13 protein-coding genes, 1 tRNA gene and 1 riboswitch are annotated in these 15,644 nt (G+C 73.6%); of the genes, 4 read left to right on the top strand and 10 right to left on the bottom strand.

Annotated elements, in window-relative coordinates; genetic code table 11:
- Positions 1–8: 8 nt before the first annotated feature.
- On the bottom strand, positions 9–1,046 hold the full coding sequence (locus tag AB0442_RS30230; protein ID WP_366166824.1) for a helix-turn-helix domain-containing protein: 1,038 nt from the start codon (positions 1,044–1,046) through the stop codon (positions 9–11).
- 133 nt (positions 1,047–1,179) lie between these two features.
- On the opposite strand from AB0442_RS30230, the gene AB0442_RS30225 reads away from it, so the two are divergent.
- Positions 1,180–1,632 (top strand): rhodanese-like domain-containing protein, encoded by a 453-nt coding sequence (locus AB0442_RS30225; RefSeq protein ID WP_366166823.1) that lies wholly within the window; start codon positions 1,180–1,182, stop codon positions 1,630–1,632.
- Between the two features lie 740 nt (positions 1,633–2,372).
- On the opposite strand, the gene AB0442_RS30220 is transcribed toward AB0442_RS30225, so the two are convergent.
- Together AB0442_RS30220 and AB0442_RS30215 are read right to left on the bottom strand one after the other, a co-directional pair.
- On the bottom strand, positions 2,373–3,866 hold the full coding sequence (locus AB0442_RS30220; protein ID WP_363549360.1) for an aminopeptidase P family protein: 1,494 nt from the start codon (positions 3,864–3,866) through the stop codon (positions 2,373–2,375).
- A 113-nt stretch (positions 3,867–3,979) separates the two neighbouring features.
- Positions 3,980–5,428 carry a PP2C family protein-serine/threonine phosphatase gene (locus AB0442_RS30215; protein ID WP_366166822.1) on the bottom strand — a complete coding sequence of 483 codons (1,449 nt, stop codon included), beginning with the start codon at positions 5,426–5,428 and terminating at the stop codon, positions 3,980–3,982.
- A gap of 478 nt (positions 5,429–5,906) precedes the next feature.
- Between AB0442_RS30215 and AB0442_RS30210 the strand changes: the two genes are divergently transcribed.
- The gene (locus tag AB0442_RS30210; RefSeq protein WP_366166821.1) at positions 5,907–6,557 is read left to right on the top strand and encodes a bifunctional DNA primase/polymerase; all 651 of its coding nucleotides are present in this window, start codon (positions 5,907–5,909) and stop codon (positions 6,555–6,557) included.
- 212 nt (positions 6,558–6,769) lie between these two features.
- Here AB0442_RS30210 and AB0442_RS30205 read toward each other — a convergent pair whose 3' ends face one another.
- From AB0442_RS30205 to AB0442_RS30190, 4 genes are all read right to left on the bottom strand, one after another.
- Positions 6,770–7,750: a DUF5926 family protein gene (locus AB0442_RS30205; protein ID WP_366166820.1), complete on the bottom strand. Its 981-nt coding sequence runs from the start codon at positions 7,748–7,750 to the stop codon at positions 6,770–6,772.
- A 144-nt stretch (positions 7,751–7,894) separates the two neighbouring features.
- A complete protein-coding gene (locus AB0442_RS30200) occupies positions 7,895–8,464 on the bottom strand; it encodes an ATP-binding protein (protein ID WP_366166819.1) in 570 nt (189 codons plus the stop codon).
- Positions 8,465–8,704: 240 nt separating this feature from the next.
- Positions 8,705–9,484, bottom strand: a complete 780-nt coding sequence (locus tag AB0442_RS30195; protein ID WP_363549408.1) for a glycerophosphodiester phosphodiesterase — start codon at positions 9,482–9,484, stop codon at positions 8,705–8,707.
- A gap of 176 nt (positions 9,485–9,660) precedes the next feature.
- Positions 9,661–11,040 carry a cytosine permease gene (locus AB0442_RS30190; RefSeq protein WP_366166818.1) on the bottom strand — a complete coding sequence of 460 codons (1,380 nt, stop codon included), beginning with the start codon at positions 11,038–11,040 and terminating at the stop codon, positions 9,661–9,663.
- A riboswitch (TPP riboswitch) is annotated at positions 11,033–11,175 on the bottom strand. It overlaps the preceding gene by 8 nt.
- Positions 11,176–11,420: 245 nt before the next feature.
- On the opposite strand from AB0442_RS30190, the gene AB0442_RS30185 reads away from it, so the two are divergent.
- Together AB0442_RS30185 and AB0442_RS30180 are read left to right on the top strand one after the other, a co-directional pair.
- Positions 11,421–13,124, top strand: coding sequence for a trypsin-like peptidase domain-containing protein (locus AB0442_RS30185; RefSeq protein WP_366166817.1), 1,704 nt, complete (start codon positions 11,421–11,423; stop codon positions 13,122–13,124).
- Between the two features lie 75 nt (positions 13,125–13,199).
- Positions 13,200–13,285, top strand: a tRNA-Ser gene (locus AB0442_RS30180).
- Positions 13,286–13,427: 142 nt separating this feature from the next.
- Here the strand turns inward: AB0442_RS30180 and AB0442_RS30175 are convergent.
- From AB0442_RS30175 to AB0442_RS30165, 3 genes are all read right to left on the bottom strand, one after another.
- Positions 13,428–14,795 (bottom strand): site-specific integrase, encoded by a 1,368-nt coding sequence (locus AB0442_RS30175; RefSeq protein WP_366166816.1) that lies wholly within the window; start codon positions 14,793–14,795, stop codon positions 13,428–13,430.
- Between the two features lie 56 nt (positions 14,796–14,851).
- Entirely contained in the window at positions 14,852–15,046 is a 195-nt protein-coding gene (locus AB0442_RS30170) for a helix-turn-helix domain-containing protein (protein WP_366166815.1), read from the bottom strand.
- A gap of 221 nt (positions 15,047–15,267) precedes the next feature.
- Positions 15,268–15,644: DUF3631 domain-containing protein (locus AB0442_RS30165; protein WP_366166814.1), on the bottom strand; the 377-nt coding region annotated here is incomplete at its 5' end.

Raw genomic sequence — 15,644 nt, 5'->3', positions numbered from 1 at the left:
CCCGGCCGTCAGGCCGCGCCGCGGCCGAAGGTGCGCCGGTAGGCGGTGGGGGAGACCCGCATGGTGCGGCCGAAGTGGTGCCGGAAGGTCGCGGCGCTCTCGAAGCCGACCGCCGCGGCGATCTCCTCCACCGTCCCCTCCGGGGACTCCAGCAGCGGCAGGCTGGCGGCGACCCGCTGCGCCGTCACCCAGCGCATCGGGCTGGTGCCGTTGCGGGCCGTGAAGTGCCGCAGGTACGAGCGCTCGGACATCCGCGCCGCACGGGCGAGCAGCGGCACGGTGAGGGGCCCCGCGAGCTGGTCGAGCGCCCACTGCATGGAGCGCGCGACGCCGTCGTCCTCGGCCGCGACCGGTGTCACCGCCGCCTCGATGAACTGCGCCTGGCCACCGTCCCGGTGCGGCGGGACGACGAAGCGCCGGGCCACCGTGTTGGCCACCCGGGCGCCGTGGTCGCGCCGCACCAGGTACAGGCAGAGGTCGATGCCGGCGGCGCTGCCCGCGCTGGTCAGCACCGTGCCGTTGTCGACGTACAGCACGTCCGGGTTGACCCGCACCGCCGGGTGCCGCTGCTGCAGCAGGTCGGCGTACCGCCAGTGGGTGGTCGCCTCCAGGCCGTCCAGCAGGCCGGCCGCGGCGAGCGCGAACGCCCCGGAGCAGATCGAGACGATCCGGGCGCCGCGCTCGTGCGCGGTGCGCAGCGCGGCGACCAGACCGGGTGAGACCGCGCCGCCGAACGGGTTCGGGACGGCGACCACCATCACCGTGTCCGCGGCGGCCAGGTCGCCGAGCCCGTGCCGGGCGGTGAGGGAGAACCCGCCCACCGCGTTCAGCGGCGTGCCGGGCTCGTCGGCGCAGACCCTGACGTCGTACCAGGGTGCGGCCAGCAGCCCGCTCAGCTCGGGCCGGGCCAGACCGAACACCTCGACCACCACGCCCAGTTCGAACGGCGCCATGCCGTCGAAGGCGTAGACGGCGACGGTGTGCACCGGCTCGGGCCGGCGGCCGACGGCCACGGGCACCGGGCCGCTCTGCGGGTGGACGGCCACGGCGGCCCCCTTCGTCCGGGCTGGCGGGATCTTGACGAGTGTAGTCGTCCCCGCCACTGTCGGGCCGCCCGGCCCGCCGCGAGGATCGATCCCGTCGCAGCAGACCGGCACCCGGACCGACAGGAGCCCGCCGATGACCGCCACCGCCTCGCCCGTGACCGAGATCCCCGCCCTCGCCCCCGAGCGCGCCTTCGCCTTCTTCGCCGAGCGCCTCGGCTGCCAGGCCGACCCGGCCGACGTCCACCACGCCATGCGTGACGGGCGGCAGGACTTCACCGTGGTCGACGTCCGCGCCGAGGGCGCCCACCGCAAGGCCCACCTGCCCGGGGCGATCAGCCTGCCGCTCGCGGAGATCACCGCCGAGCGGGTCGCCGCACTCCCGTCCGGGCTGCTGGTGGTGTACTGCTGGGGCCCCGCCTGCAACGGCTCCACCAAGGGCGCGATGCGGCTCGCCGCGTTCGGCCGCGAGGTCAAGGAGATGATCGGCGGCCTGGAGTACTGGGTCCGCGAGGGCTGGCCCACCGAGGGCCGCCGCCCGATCGACCCGCGCACCGCCGGCCCCGCCGACCTCGGGCTGGTCTGCTGACCGCACCGGCCGCGGCGGAGCGGTGGAGGCCTTGGCGCGGCCGGATTGTCAGTGCCCGGGCCTAATCTGAAGATGTGCCCGGGACCGGCGGCGGTTTCGGGGAAGCGCAGCGAAAAAAGCAGTGGGAGCCCGCCCCGTCCGTCGGGGAGGATGCTGCTTCGTCAGGACGAGGGCCCGGGGGACGGGGCCGGTGCGGCTGAGCCGACCGGTGGGCCTCGCCGTACACATCCACCACCACACCCGCAGCGATCTCATTGGGGGGTCACGCCATGAGCACGCCCGTTGTCGCCCGATTCACGAAGAATGTCCCTGCCCCGATCCGGATGTCCGGCTGGGGCCGCCGCGGCGCCCGCCGCTGATCCGCCGTTCAGGTGCCCGGCGCTGCCGCCGGGCACCTCCTCGTTTTCCCGGCGCGCTGGAGCGGTTCGACGGCAACCGCTGGACGAAGACCGGGCCGGGCCGGGGCAGCGATCCCAGCTGCGCCCTCCCGGGCAGAAGGCGGCCTTCGCGTTGGCACCGGGCAGAGCAGGACGATCCGCCACCGGACGAGCCTCATGACCGATGACGGTCCGGGAACCCCCGGCATGTCCGCCGAGCTGTACCTGCCGACCGAGCCGGCGAACTTCACCACGGTGGGCAGCACCACGGTGCCGGTTCAGCTGGCCCTCGGCTGAGACGGCGACGGCCGGGCACCCCGTGCGGGGGCCCGGCCGTCGTGCGTGCCGTGCGTGCCGGACCGGTCAGCGGGCCAGGCCGGACATCCAGGACTCGACCTCGTCCGCGGTGCGGGGCAGCCCGGCCGAGAGGTTCTCGTTGCCGTCGGCGGTGACCAGGATGTCGTCCTCGATCCGGACGCCGATGCCGCGGTACTCCTCCGGCACGGTCAGGTCGTCCAGCTGGAAGTACAGGCCGGGTTCGACGGTGAGCACCATGCCCGGCACCAGCTCCGCGTCCACGTACTCCTCGCGGCGGGCGTGCGCGCAGTCGTGCACGTCGAGGCCGAGCATGTGGCCGGTGCCGTGCAGCGTCCAGCGGCGCTGCAGGCCCAGCTCCAGCACCTTCTCCACGTCGTACACCGACGGGTCGAGCAGGCCCCAGGCCAGCAGGCGCTCGGCCAGCACCCGCTGCGCCGCGTCGTGGAAGTCGCGGAACCGGCCGCCCGGCCTCACCGCGGCGATGCCGGCCTCCTGGGCGTCGTACACCGCGTCGTAGATCTTGCGCTGCAGCGCGTCGAACCGGCCGTTGATCGGCAGCGTCCGGGTGACGTCCGCGGTGTACAGGGTGTTCGTCTCCACGCCGGCGTCGAGCAGCAGCAGCTCGCCGGGGCGGACCTCGCCGTCGTTGCGCACCCAGTGCAGGGTGGTGGCGTGCGGGCCGGCCGCGCAGATGGAGCCGTAGCCGACGTCGTTGCCCTCGACCCGGGCGCGGCGCCAGAAGGTGCCCTCGATCCAGCGCTCGGAGGTGGCGACGGCCTGGCCGAGCTCGCGGACGACGTCGGTGAAGCCCTTCACGGTGGCGTCGCAGGCGGCCCGCAGCTCGCCGACCTCCCACTCGTCCTTGACCAGGCGCAGCCCGGACAGGAAGACCTTCAGCTCGTCGTCGCGCTCCTCGTCGAGCACGCCGGCGAGCGCCTCCTCCAGGGCCGCGTCGTAGCCGCGGACGATCCGGGTGGGCACGCCCTCGACGGCGGCGAGCTCCTCGGCGGCCTTGCGGACGTCGCGGGCGGGCAGGCCGAGCAGGGCCTGCGCCTCCTCCAGGCTGTGCCGGCGGCCGACCCACAGCTCGCCCTGGCCGTCCAGCCAGAACTCGCCGTTCTCGCGGTTCGAGCGCGGCAGCAGGTACAGCACGAAGTCGTGGCCGTCCCCGGTGGGCTCGCCCACCAGGACGGCGTCCTCGGTCTGGTCGCCGGTCAGGTGCACGTACTCGCTGGCGGCGCGGAACGGGTAGTCGGTGTCGTTGGCGCGCACCCGCAGCCGGCCGGCCGGGACGACCAGCCGCTCGCCCGGGAACGCGGCGGACAGCTTCGCCCGGCGGCCGGCGGCGTACGGGGCCTGGGCGACCGGCTGCAGCCCGCGCAGCTCGGTGTCGGCCCAGCCCGACTTCATGGACGCGGCCAGCTCGTCGGTGACCTCCCCGTACAGGCCGTTCTTGCGGCCCTTGATCGGCTGGTCCTCCTCCTCGGCGGCCAGACCCTCGGGGTTGTCGGACACTGCCGGGGTGCGGTCCTCGGTCACGTACGTCGCCTCCTTGCGCGCGTCTCCCCGCCCGGGGCACGTCGGATCGCGACGTGGTCGGGCGGCCGTGCCCACCATGGTACGAGGACGGACCGAACGGGCGTCCGGGCCGGTCAGCAGAAGCGCAGCGCCATCAGGACCAGGTCGTCGGAGCCGGCGGCGTCGCCGCCGGTGGCCTCCAGCAGGTGCGCGCAGAGCCGGTCGGGGTCGAGCAGCACGTCCCGCGGGGCGTCGGCGGCCGCCCGCCGCAGCGCGGCCTGCCCGGCGTGCAGGCTCGGGCCGCAGCGGCGGGCGAGCCCCTCGGTGTACAGCAGCAGGAGGTCGCCGCGGTCGGCGGCGAGCTCCACGCCGGGCGCCTCCCAGCAGCTGAGCACGCCGAGCGGCGCGGAGAGCGAGGTCTCGACGAAGCGCGCCTCGTCGCGGGTGACCAGGATCGGCGGGCAGTGCCCGGCACCGGCCAGCGTGACCCGCCGCTCGGCGGGCTGCACCCAGGCGTAGACGGCGGTGGCGGTGCGGGCCGGCTCGGTGGTCCTGAGGAGCAGTTCGAGGTCGCCGAGGACGGAGACCGGGTCCTCGCCCTCCAGCACGGCGTAGGCGCGCAGCGCGGCCCGGATGCGCCCCATCGCGGCGGCCGCCCCGGGGGCGGAGGTCAGGCCCGCGCCGAGGCCGTCGCCGAAGACGCTGCCGACGGTCAGGGCGAGGGTGCCGTCGGGGAGCTCCACCGCGTCGTACCAGTCGCTGCCGGTGGCCTGCTCCAGGCCGGCGGTGACGCAGCGGGCGGCCAGCCGGACGCCGTCCAGCACGGGCAGCCGGTCCGGCAGCAGACCGCGGCGCAGGGCGTCGGTGGCCCGCCGGGACCGGTCGGCGGCGAGCTGGCCGGCCAGCACCGGCCCGGCGAACTCGCAGTAGCGGCGCAGGAGGTGACGGCGGCGCTCGCCCGGCTCGGCGGGCTCGTCGTAGAACCAGGCGGCGGCGCCGAGCGGGCCGTCCTCCGGGGTGCCGAGCGGCAGTGCGAAGCAGGCGCCGAGGCCGAGCTGGGCGGCGACCTCGCGGAATCGCGGGCCGGCCGCCGGGTCGGCGGCGAGGTCGGCGATCAGCAGCTGCCCGCCGCCGCCGGCCCGGCTGAGCAGCCCGGCGAACGGCCCGTGCTCGACCGGTACGGTCTCCAGCGCGCCGATGCCGGAGCGGTCGAGGCCGAGGCCGACGCTACGGCCGCTGCCGCGCGCGGTGGTGGTGATCAGTCCGCGCCGGGCGCCGAGCAGGGCCGCGCCGGACTCCAGGACGGCCGCCAGCGCGGCGTCCAGGCCCCGGGCGCGGGTGAGCAGTTCGGTGTGCTCGTGGAGGCTGGTGAAATCGGAGAGCCATCCGGCCAAACGGTCCTGCAGCCCGCCGTCGGCCCCGTCGGCGAACTCGTCGCCGAGGAGCGCCGGCAGCGGGAGGACCGGCGTCAGGACGGCCGCCGCGGGCGCCGTCCCGCAGGGTGCCGGGGCCGCTCCGCACGCTGCCGTGCCGGGCAGCGCCGCACCGCTCACGGCCAGTCCGCTCGGCTGGGCGTCGGTCATGTCGCAACTCCCCACATACTGGTACGTGTCACGCAGGACTCCCGAGACCGGACAGAACGAGTGCTATCTCACTGTTCGGCAGCAATCCACCACTTGTACACAGGCCGATCGGGGCATGTCCATAAGCGTGACGAGGTCTCTCCCGGGGGCCCGTGCGCGCGGTCGCGGGCGGTGCCGGGGCACGCCGGGGCGGGCCCGCGGCGGCGCCGTGCGGCCGCTCGGGCTGACGCTCGGTCAATCTGCGGTCCGGATCGTATGCTTCCGCCTCGCGGCCGCTCCCCGGCCGGCGGCCGACTCACTCGTACGGTGGAACCGGCGGGCCGCAGCGCGCGTCCATCCGGCCGTATGAGGGATTCTCGTTCCAGGGGCCGTGCGGCCGGGAACCTCCGGGTGCCCTCCCCCTCCCTCGTCTCACACCGCCCGCGCCCGCGCCGGCGGTCGTCCTGGTCCCCACGGTCGCGGAGAGGAACGAGCACCCATGCGTCGGATGCAGTTGCGGTGGCCGGGGAGCCGCCGGCGGGAGCAGGGCGCGCTGCTGTTGGCGGCGCTGGAGGCGGCGGACCGCGGCTGGCCGGTGGTGCCGGGCGCGCGTGCCGTCCGCGGGGCGTTCGGTCCGTGCAGCTGCGGCGAGCCGCGCTGTCCGCTGGCCGGCGCCCATCCGCACGACCCGCCGCTGGCGGCCGCCACCACGGACGGCCGCATGGTGCAGTGGTGGTGGGAGCACCGGGCGCCCGGCGCGCCGGTGCTGGTCGCCACCGGGCGGTCGGTGTGCGGGGTGAGCCTGCCCGCCGCGGCGGGCGAGCGGGTGCTGCGCTACTTCGCCGACCTGGGCGTGCCGGTAGGCCCGGTGCTGGCCGTGCCCGGGCGGCACGTGCTGCTGGTCGCGCCGTTCACGCTGGAGGAGCTGGGCGGGCTGCTGGCGGAGCGGCCCTGGGTGCCCGGTTCGCTGCGCTACCACGGGCCCGGCGGGTACGTCCTGCTGCCGCCCTCGCAGACCGGTGCGGGCGGGGTGCACTGGGTGTCACCGCCGGTCGGGAACGGGCTGTGGCTGCCTCAGGTCGGCACCCTGCTGGAGGGGTTGATCGCCGCGAGCGTGGCCGAGCCGGACAGCAGCCGGCTGGCGTACTGAGCCGGGCGCGGGGCGGCCGGAACGGGGCGCCTCCGCGGCGCCGCCAAGCGTCCCCGGGAATGGGAAATCCGGTCGCTGGCGACGGGGGATGCACCAGCGACCGGACTGTTTAAACAGTAACAAAGATCCGGCGGGGCGCCAATTTGTCCGCCCATGGCCGACCTGGCATTTTCGTCCCACCGGTGGAAATGTGACCGGAGTCACATTCCCCGTCAGTTCAGGGTGATCTGACGGCTCACCAGGTTGGCGCGGGCGCGGCGCTCCTCCGCGGACAGGGGTGCGGTCTCGGCCAGCGCGCCGGCCAGCCGCTCGGCGAACTCGGCGGCGGGCTGCTCGCAGTCCTTCGCGGAGAACTCGACCGGCAGGTCCCACACCGGCACGGTCAGGCCGTGCGCGCGGAACGAGCCGACCAGCTTGGTGTCCTCGCCGAGCGAGCTGCGGCCGGCCGCGGACAGCCGCGCCAGCGCGTCGAGCAGCTTCTCCTCGGGCACGGTCATGACCCAGCGCAGGTGGTTCTTGTCCGGGGTGCCGCACCAGTAGGCGGCGTCCACGGAGGTGACCTTCTCGGTCGGGATGGCCGAGGCGTTGGCCCGCTCCAGCGAGGCGGCGACCTCGCCGGTGGCCGACTCGGCGTCCTCCAGCCAGAACTCGAAGCCGGTGTGCACGGTCGGGGCGAAGCCGGCCGAGGTGTCCAGCAGGTCCTGCAGGCGGCGGCCGCCCGGCACCGTCCGGCGGGACGGCACCGGGGTGCCCGGCTCGGTGGCGAGCGCCAGCTCCAGCGCGTCGGCCAGGTCGCGGCTCAGGTCGCCCGAGCTCGACTGGGTCTGCAGGCCGAGCAGGATCGAGCCGTCCGTGCGGCGCAGCGCGGGCCAGGCCAGCGGCAGCACGGTGGCCAGGGTCACCGACGGCACCTCACCGACGGCGCCGTCCGCCACCCCGGCGGCCAGCGTCAGCGGCACGGTCGCGGCCGGCACCAGCTCGCGCAGCGCGACCCAGTCGGCCTCGCCCGGCAGGCCCTCGAACGGGCGGTGCACCAGCTCCTGCACGGCGTGCGCGGCCTCCCGGCCGTGGCAGGCCTTGTACCGGCGGCCGGAGCCGCACGGGCACTTCTCGCGCGCACCGACGACCGGGATCTCGCCGGTGGCGGTGGCGGTGCTGGGCTGCGACGAGGACTTTGCGGCCTTCTTGGCCATGGCGGGGCTCCCGGGAACGGCGACAGTGCACCCGCAGCCTACTGAGGTTCGTGCCGCCCACCGGTGCGGACGCACCCCCGCGGGGTCGCCACGGACTCGCCCACGCGCCCCTGTGTGGCATTCGTACGCCTTTGAAGGCACGTCCTAGGCGGCCGGATCGTCGCGCCGCTCCGGCCGCAGCGGCAGGGCGGCCCAGACCGTCACCTCGCCCGGCGCGTCGCGGACGCCCCAGGCGTCGGCCAGCTTGCCGACGATGCTCAGCCCGCGTCCGCCGCGCGCCGTCAGCGACGGGCTGGCCGGCCGCGGCCTGGTCGGCGCACCGCCGTCGGTGACCTCCACGACGATGCCGTCCGCGTGCGTCCACCAGCGGACCAGGATCCCGCCCGGATCGTTTTCCTCCGTCGTCTCCGCACCGCCGTGCCGGGAGGCCGTCACCGCCCGCACGAGGACCGCGTCCACCATGTCGGCGGTCGTCCGCCCGGCCAGTTCCGAGAACTTTCCGAGCGGCCGCGCGTAACGACAGGAATTGCTGAGCAGTTCGGAGAGGATCAGCACCGCGTCGTCGACGACCTGCTCCGGTACCGCCCGTTCACCGAGCTCCCGGCGCATCCTCCGGCGAGCCGCTCCGACGCCGGCCGGACCGTGCGGCACCGCCATGGTCGACGAAGTCGGCCCTGTCTTTTCGGGCACAGCACGCGCCACCATCAACGCCACCCCCGGGACCTCCTTCAGCGTCTGCCGAGGGATGGATGCCCCCTGGGAATGCGTCGGAAACGACCGTTCGGCGATCGCGCAGAGACATTCCCGGGGCCCGCGACCCACCGTATTCAACCACCGATAAACCGCTTACGGTCTGTTGTGAAAGTCCGAGGAATTGAGCGTTCTCTGAGCTCCTGTCAGAAGTCCGCGCCCCGCCGTGCGCCGTTCGCACACCGCTCCGCCCGGGTGGTGCGCTCAGCGGCCGAGCTGCGCCAGCACCTCGCGCGGCCGGTTGGTGATCAGCGCCTCCACGCCCAGCTCCAGGCAGAGCTCGACGTCCTCGGGCTCGTCGACCGTCCAGACGTGCACCCGGTGCCCGGCCCGGCGCAGCGCCGTCACCAGGCCCGGGTCCCGCCGCACCAGCTCGATGCCGGGCCCGGCGACGGCGGCGCCGCCGGGCAGCGACCGCGTCCGGCCGAGCACCGGCAGCCGGCGCTCCAGCAGGTACACCGTCGGCATCGCGGGCACCGCCCGGCGCACCCGGTGCAGCGACAGCTCGGAGAAGCTCATGACCCGGACGGTGGACTCCTCCGGGGTGCGCGGCAGCAGTCCGTAGTGGTCCAGCAGCCGCACCAGCTCGGCCTCCGTCCGGCCCGCGTACCGGGTCGGGTGCTTGGTCTCGATGGCCAGCTCCACCCGGCGTCCCGCCTCGGCGACCAGTTCCAGCAGGCCGGCCAGGGTCAGGATCGAGCTCGGCCGCGGGGTGTCCGGCGAGTGCCAGGAGCCGAAGTCGAGCTCCGAGAGCTGAGCCAGCGTCATCGCGGACACCGCGCCCCGGCCGTCCGAGGTGCGCCGCACGGTGCGGTCGTGCACGCACACCAGCCGGCCGTCGGCGGTCAGCCGGACGTCGCACTCCAGCCCGTCCGCCCCCTCCTCGATCGCCCGGGCGTACGCCTCCAGGGTGTGCTCGGGCAGGGCCGCGGAGGAGCCGCGGTGCGCGACGACCCGGACGGCCGTGCGGTCGGGCGCCGGGATGCCGGAGACCGCCGGAGCGGTGCGGCGGATCTTCTGAGTGTCCACATCAACACCCTACGAGTGCGTGGATGTCCGATCGGATTCGGCACGGGAAACCCGTGGTGAACACCTCCGTCCGGCGGCCGGCGGCACCGGACGGAGGCCGGCGGGCACCCGGCCGGGTGCCCGCCGCGGGCTCAGCCGTCGGCGCGGGCCGGGCGGCGCGAGGTCAGCGGGGTCAGCGCCCAGGTCGCCAGCGCCGGCACCAGGAAGCCGAACAGCGAGGCCGAGGTCCACGGCTGCGGGGTGAAGCCCACCGCCGACTGCAGCCCCTGCCAGAAGTCCGTCCACCAGCCGGCCACCGCGGTCGGCGCCAGGAACTGGTACGTGGCGAAGCCCAGCGCCCACGGCAGCAGCATCGGCCAGCGGGCCGGGGCGTCCTGGCCGGTGTCCCAGCCGTTCCGGCCGGCCCCGAAGAAGTAGTCCACCGCCAGCACCGCCAGCAGCGGCACGAAGACCGCGCCGATCAGGTAGAGGAAGCTCGCGTAGGTGTCGTTGAACTCGCCCTCCTCGACCCGCAGCGCCAGCAGCGTCACCAGGGCGCCGATGCCGCCGGTGAGCAGCCGCCGGTCCACCTTCGGCAGCAGGTTGTGCACCGACATCGCCGTCGAGTACACGTTCGCGAAGGACTGGTCGGTCTCGCGGACCACCAGCACCAGCAGGAAGGCCCAGCCGGCCGCGACGCCGGTGAACGAGGAGAAGATCTTCGAGGTGTCGCCGCCGGACTGCAGCAGCGCGATCAGGCCGAGCACGTAGCACCAGACCTGCGCCAGCGAGTAGCCGGCGAAGGTGCCCCAGTACGCCGAGCCGGGCGTGCGCGCGTGCCGGGTGTAGTCCGCGGCCAGCGGCACGAAGGAGATCGACACCGCGATGATCGCGTCGGTCGCCGGGAGGAAGCCGTCCCAGTTGCCCGCGCCCGGGTCGGGGAAGCCCTGCCGGCCCAGCTGGACGGTGAAGTAGACCATCGCCACGCCGACGGCGACGGCCACGTACTTGCGCAGCACCGCGATCGAGCCGAGCGGCCAGATGGTGAGCGCCGTGGTCAGCACGCCGGCCAGCAGCACGAACAGCCAGCGCCAGCCCTGGGTGCCCGCCACCGTCTGGGCGCCGCCCGCGATCACGATCAGCTCGAAGACGCCCCAGCCGATGCACTGCAGGATGTTCAGCACCGTCGGCAGGTACGACAGCCGGGTGCCGAACAGGCCGCGCAGCACCGCCATCGCGGGGGCGCCGGTGCGGGCGCCGATCAGCGCGGCGACGCCCAGCATCGCGGTGCCGATCACCGTGCCGGTGACGATCGCGGTGACCGCCGCCGCGAAGGACAGCTCGTGGCCGGCCGTGCCGAGCACGGTGGCGGCGCTCTGGAAGCCGATCAGGCTGACCCCGAGGTTGGCCCAGAGGGCGAACTGGGCGCGGAAGTCGAGCGTCCGCGGCGGGGCGGTGTCCAGCACGAGCGGCGCCTCGACGCGCCGGCCGGCCTCGACACCGGGAACAGGGGCAGGCGAAACAGCCGTCATGGCCGGTACTCCCTACGCCGGCATTACCCGGACAGGTTCAGGCGGTCAGCGCCCCCTCGTCCGGCCCGGACTCCGCCAGGCCGGTCGATCGGCGCACTCTCAGCCTGGAAGGTCCAAGCTCCCGCGTGTTCAGATGAGGACGACAGGCTAACGAACCCGGCCGCGCACGCCAAGGGCCGGAGGTTTCGGTTCCGCATCGCGGGACGGCGGGCCGCCGGTCGCGTGCCGCACCCCGCCTTTCGCGTTCCGCCACAGGTCGGACGCATCCTGTCAGGGACGGCTAAGGATTCTTAGCCGTTCTTCAGAAGGCTCCTTACGGCAACCGAATCAGCCATGCGAAACACTATGGGCCAAGGATCTGTCAGCTATGGAGGTCGTCCGTGAGCAACGAGCACGCGAGTGGGTCCACCGGGCCGCAGGAGGAGCAGCCGCCCTCCGGCGAGCCCCGTACGGTGGGTCCGGCTCCTGACACCGCGGCGGCCCCGCCGCCGCCGGTCGTCGAGTCCGCGCCCACGCTCGCTCTCTCCAAGCTGAGCGAGCCGGCCCCGGCCGCGACCTCGTACATCGACGCCCCGCCGCCGGTCGTGCCCGCGGCCCCGGCCGCCCCGGCCGCGCCGTCGTACCTGGACGCGCCGCCGCCGGCCGTCCCCGCCGGCTCCCCGTACGCCGACGTCCCGCCGCCGGCGGCGGCGGCCGCCCCGGGCCAGCCCCAGCCCCAGCCGCAGCCGCAGCCGCAGCCGGCCAACCCGTACGCGCCGCCCGCCGCGGCCACCGACCCGTACGGCACCCCGGCGGCCCCGCCGCCGGCCGGTCCCACGCCGCCCGGCGAGGCGCACCACCCGTTCGGCGCCGGCCACCCCGTCGGCGGCTGGGGCCACCCGGCCGGCGGCCCCGGCGGCACCGGCAACCCGGGCGAGCCCGGCGGCCCCGGGTACCCGTACCCGCCGGTCGGCGGCCCGGCCCCGCGCCGCAAGCGCGGCGGCCTCGTCGCCCTGATCGCCGCGGTCGCCCTGGTCGCCGGCGTGGCCGGCGGTGCCATCGGCGCCGCGGTCGGCGGTGACGACAGCTCGGGCGGCACCAGCCGGACGAGCACGACCGTCAGCGTCAGCGACAGCCGCAAGGTCACCGACCGCGCCCCGGACTCGGTCGCCGGCATCGCCGCCAAGGCGCTGCCCAGCACCGTCACCATCAAGGCGCAGGGCTCGCAGGAGTCCGGCACCGGCACCGGCTTCGTCTTCGACACCGAGGGCCACATCCTCACCAACAACCACGTGGTCGCCCCGGCGGCCTCGGGCGGCAAGCTCACCGTGAAGTTCTCCGACGGCTCGTCCTACACCGCCTCGGTGGTCGGCCGCGCCCAGGGCTACGACGTCGCGGTGATCAAGCTCGACAACCCGCCGAAGGACAAGCTCGTCCCGCTGCCGCTCGGCGACTCCGACAAGGTCGCGGTCGGCGACGCCACCATCGCCATCGGCGCCCCGTACGGCCTCGAGGGCACCGTCACCACCGGCATCATCAGCGCCAAGGACCGCCCGGTCGCCTCCGGCGACGAGACGGGTGCGCAGGCGTCCTACATGAACGCCCTGCAGACCGACGCCTCGATCAACCCGGGCAACTCCGGCGGCCCGCTGCTCAACGCCTCCGGCGCGGTGATCGGCATCAACTCGGCGATCCAGTCCAACACCAGCGGCAACGGCCGGGCCGGCTCCATCGGCCTCGGCTTCGCGATCCCGATCAACCAGGCCAAGTGGGTCGCCGAGACACTGATCAAGGACGGCCAGCCGGTCTACGCGATCCTCGGTGTGCTCCGCAACGACGACTACAAGGGCGACGGAGCCCAGATCCAGACCAATGCCGTCCAGGGCACCCCGGCCGTCACCCCGGGCGGTCCCGCCGACCAGGCGGGCCTCAAGCCCGGCGACGTCATCACCAAGCTCGGCGGCATCCCGATCGACAGCGGCCCGACCCTGGTCTCCGAGATCTGGACGCACAAGCCGGGCGAGAAGGTCGAGGTCGAGTACACCCGCGACGGCAAGGCCGCCAAGACCACCGTCGTCCTCGGCGAGCGCAAGGGCGACAACTGACCCCGCCCGGGGTCACCCGACCCCGGAAACGGAGTGCACCGAACCCGCTCCGACCCGTTAGGCTGACCTCCGCCAGGAGGGTTGCCCGAGCGGCCTAAGGGAACAGTCTTGAAAACTGTCGTGGCCTCTGGTCACCGTGGGTTCAAATCCCACACCCTCCGCGCAGGTGGGAGATAGTCCCAGCTCAGGGCGGGTACCGACACCAGTCGGTACCCGCCCTGAGGCGTTCCTGTCCCGGGCTGTCCCACCCGTGTACCGGGTCTGATCAGTGTGTGTGGGCCAGCTGTGGGCCAGGATCGACCGTCATCCGGCCAGGTCGTCGCCGTTCAGGTACCGCTCGATGAGGGCGTTCGAGTGGTCCTCTCGGTCGTTGATGACCTTGGCGTAGAACCGGAGCAGGACGGCGATGCTGTGCCCGGCTCGGCGGGCGACCTCAGCCTTGTCGACGCCAGCCGCCAGCCAGCCAGAGACCGCGGTGGCGCGGCACGAGTAGGGCACCTCCGCGAATGGACTGGCCACCTGTTCGGCCGTGAGTGCTCGCTTCCGGGCCTCCTTCCACACGGCAGCGGTCTCCTGGGTGAGGAGTCGGCCGCCTTCGGACGCTCGGAACAGCCTGCCGTCTGGTGCGACACCGAACTCTGCGATGTGTTCGCGGAGGAGCCGGACGAGAACGGGTGGAATCGGGACCGGTCGCGTGGCCTTCCGGGCCCGCCGCTTCAAGCCGCGCTCCTCATGCGACTGCCCGTCGTCGGTCCACCGGGAGCCGACCCGCGGCGAGCTTCCGTTCAGCAGCAGAAGCCCCCAACCCGTATCGGGCAGGGTGCAGTCGCTCGCTCGCAGGTTGGTCGCTTCAGCAGGCCGCGTGGCGGCGTACAGGATGCAGCCGTAGAACGCTCGCAGGTGGCGCCCTCGCCCGGAGACCTGCGCGGCGGCCTCAACCAGTGCATGACCGACCTGCGGGTTCGGCACCCAGCGAAAGTCGATCTCGTCGTCCGTCTGAGGCGGAGTCCAGTCCACGAACTGGAGCGGGTTGGATGGCAGCTTGCGGCGCTCCACCGCGTAGTTCAACGCATTGTTGAACACCATCCGCTTCCGGGCGATCGTGTTGTCTGCGGCAGACTCGCCGTTCAGCAAGCGAGAGAGGGCGTCCAGAGCGCGCCGGATGGTGTCGGAGTCCTCAAGTCGGCCCATCTTTACGGACTTCCGCTCCAGCCATTCGAGGGCTTCGGCGACCTCTTCGGGCTGCTCGGGCAGGTGCCTGGAGAAGTTGAACGCCCAGCAGGACAGCGCCTGGCGGAGCGTCCGCGGGGCGGGCGCGCCACGATGATCCGTCACCAGCGCTGAGGTGACGGTGGCGAGGGCATCAGCGCGGGTTGCCCGGCTCTTGGCCGATGAACTTGCCCACTTCATCTCGGCGAACTTCACGGCGTGGTCAAACCATGTGCCTTCGGTCTGCTTGCGCAGCTCGGACACCGGAAGACCGCTCTCCTGGTCGAACTCCTCACCGTTCTTCATGGCCGTGCGCAGTTCAGCGAGTCGACCGGTGGCCAGCGTCTTGGTGGCGTAGCTCTTGGAGTGAGGCTTTGAGCCGACCTTCCACCGCAGCTCGAATGGAAGGCGCCGTCCGGGGCGCTGGCGGATGGTGTAGAGCTTCACGTCGTAGGTCAGCAATGGGCGCTCCTGTGGCAGGGCCCCGGTCGAAACCGGGGCCCTCGGTTGGCGGAAGGTCAGGCGGCGGTGGAGTGCTCCCGCGCGGTCCACCAGGCGTCGAGGTCGGACCGGCGGACACGGATGTGGCCGTTGGGGAGCTTGATGATCTTGGGGCCGTGGCCGCGGGCGGCCATTCGGTAGAAGGCGGAGCGGGACATGTCGATCTCTTCGAGCACGGCGGCGAGCTTCAGCTTCGGGTCGGACTTGGACATGTGGCGACTCCCTGACTGGGCGACGGAGGCTTGCCGATGGGCGGGTATTCACCCGCCGCGGAAAGGGGGCGGCCGCAGGCTGCGGCCTTCCTTCCCAGGGATCCGTAACCTCCGTAACTGCCGTAACCGTGCAGGTCAGAGGCATGATCGAAGTTACGGATTGGGTTTCGGTTACGGATGGGTGCCGTTGCGGGGCCGCACTGGGCGGCGTCCGTGGCGGCTCAGGAGCGCTCTGCGACGGCGGCGGTCGCGGGCGTGACGTCAACGGATGTATCCGTAACCGTGCCCGTATCCGTAACCGGAAACAGGGGCCTGACCTGCGCGGTTACGGCGGTTACGGCAGTTACGGATTCCTGGGAAAGAGGCGGGCAGTAGCGGACCCAGCCGTCGGTGAGGTCGGAGGCGAGGTAGCCCTTGGCCGCGACGCCGTTGAACTTCATGGTGCGGGGCTTGATGGGGTCGTTGTCGGCGGTGACGTAGTCGCCGAGCATGCGGGCGAGCCCGCGGGTGGTGAGGGGGCGGCCGTCGAGGTCGGCCCAGGGTGCGTCGTCCATGGCGTTGAGCTGGTCGACCAGGACGGAGCTGGGCATGCGGTCGG

The sequence above is a fragment of the Kitasatospora sp. NPDC085895 genome (genome assembly GCF_040702125.1).
GTDB classification, from domain to species: Bacteria; Actinomycetota; Actinomycetes; order Streptomycetales; family Streptomycetaceae; genus Kitasatospora; species Kitasatospora arboriphila.
Note: the sequence above shows the minus strand (reverse complement) of the source record. Positions and strands in the feature narration are given on the sequence as shown.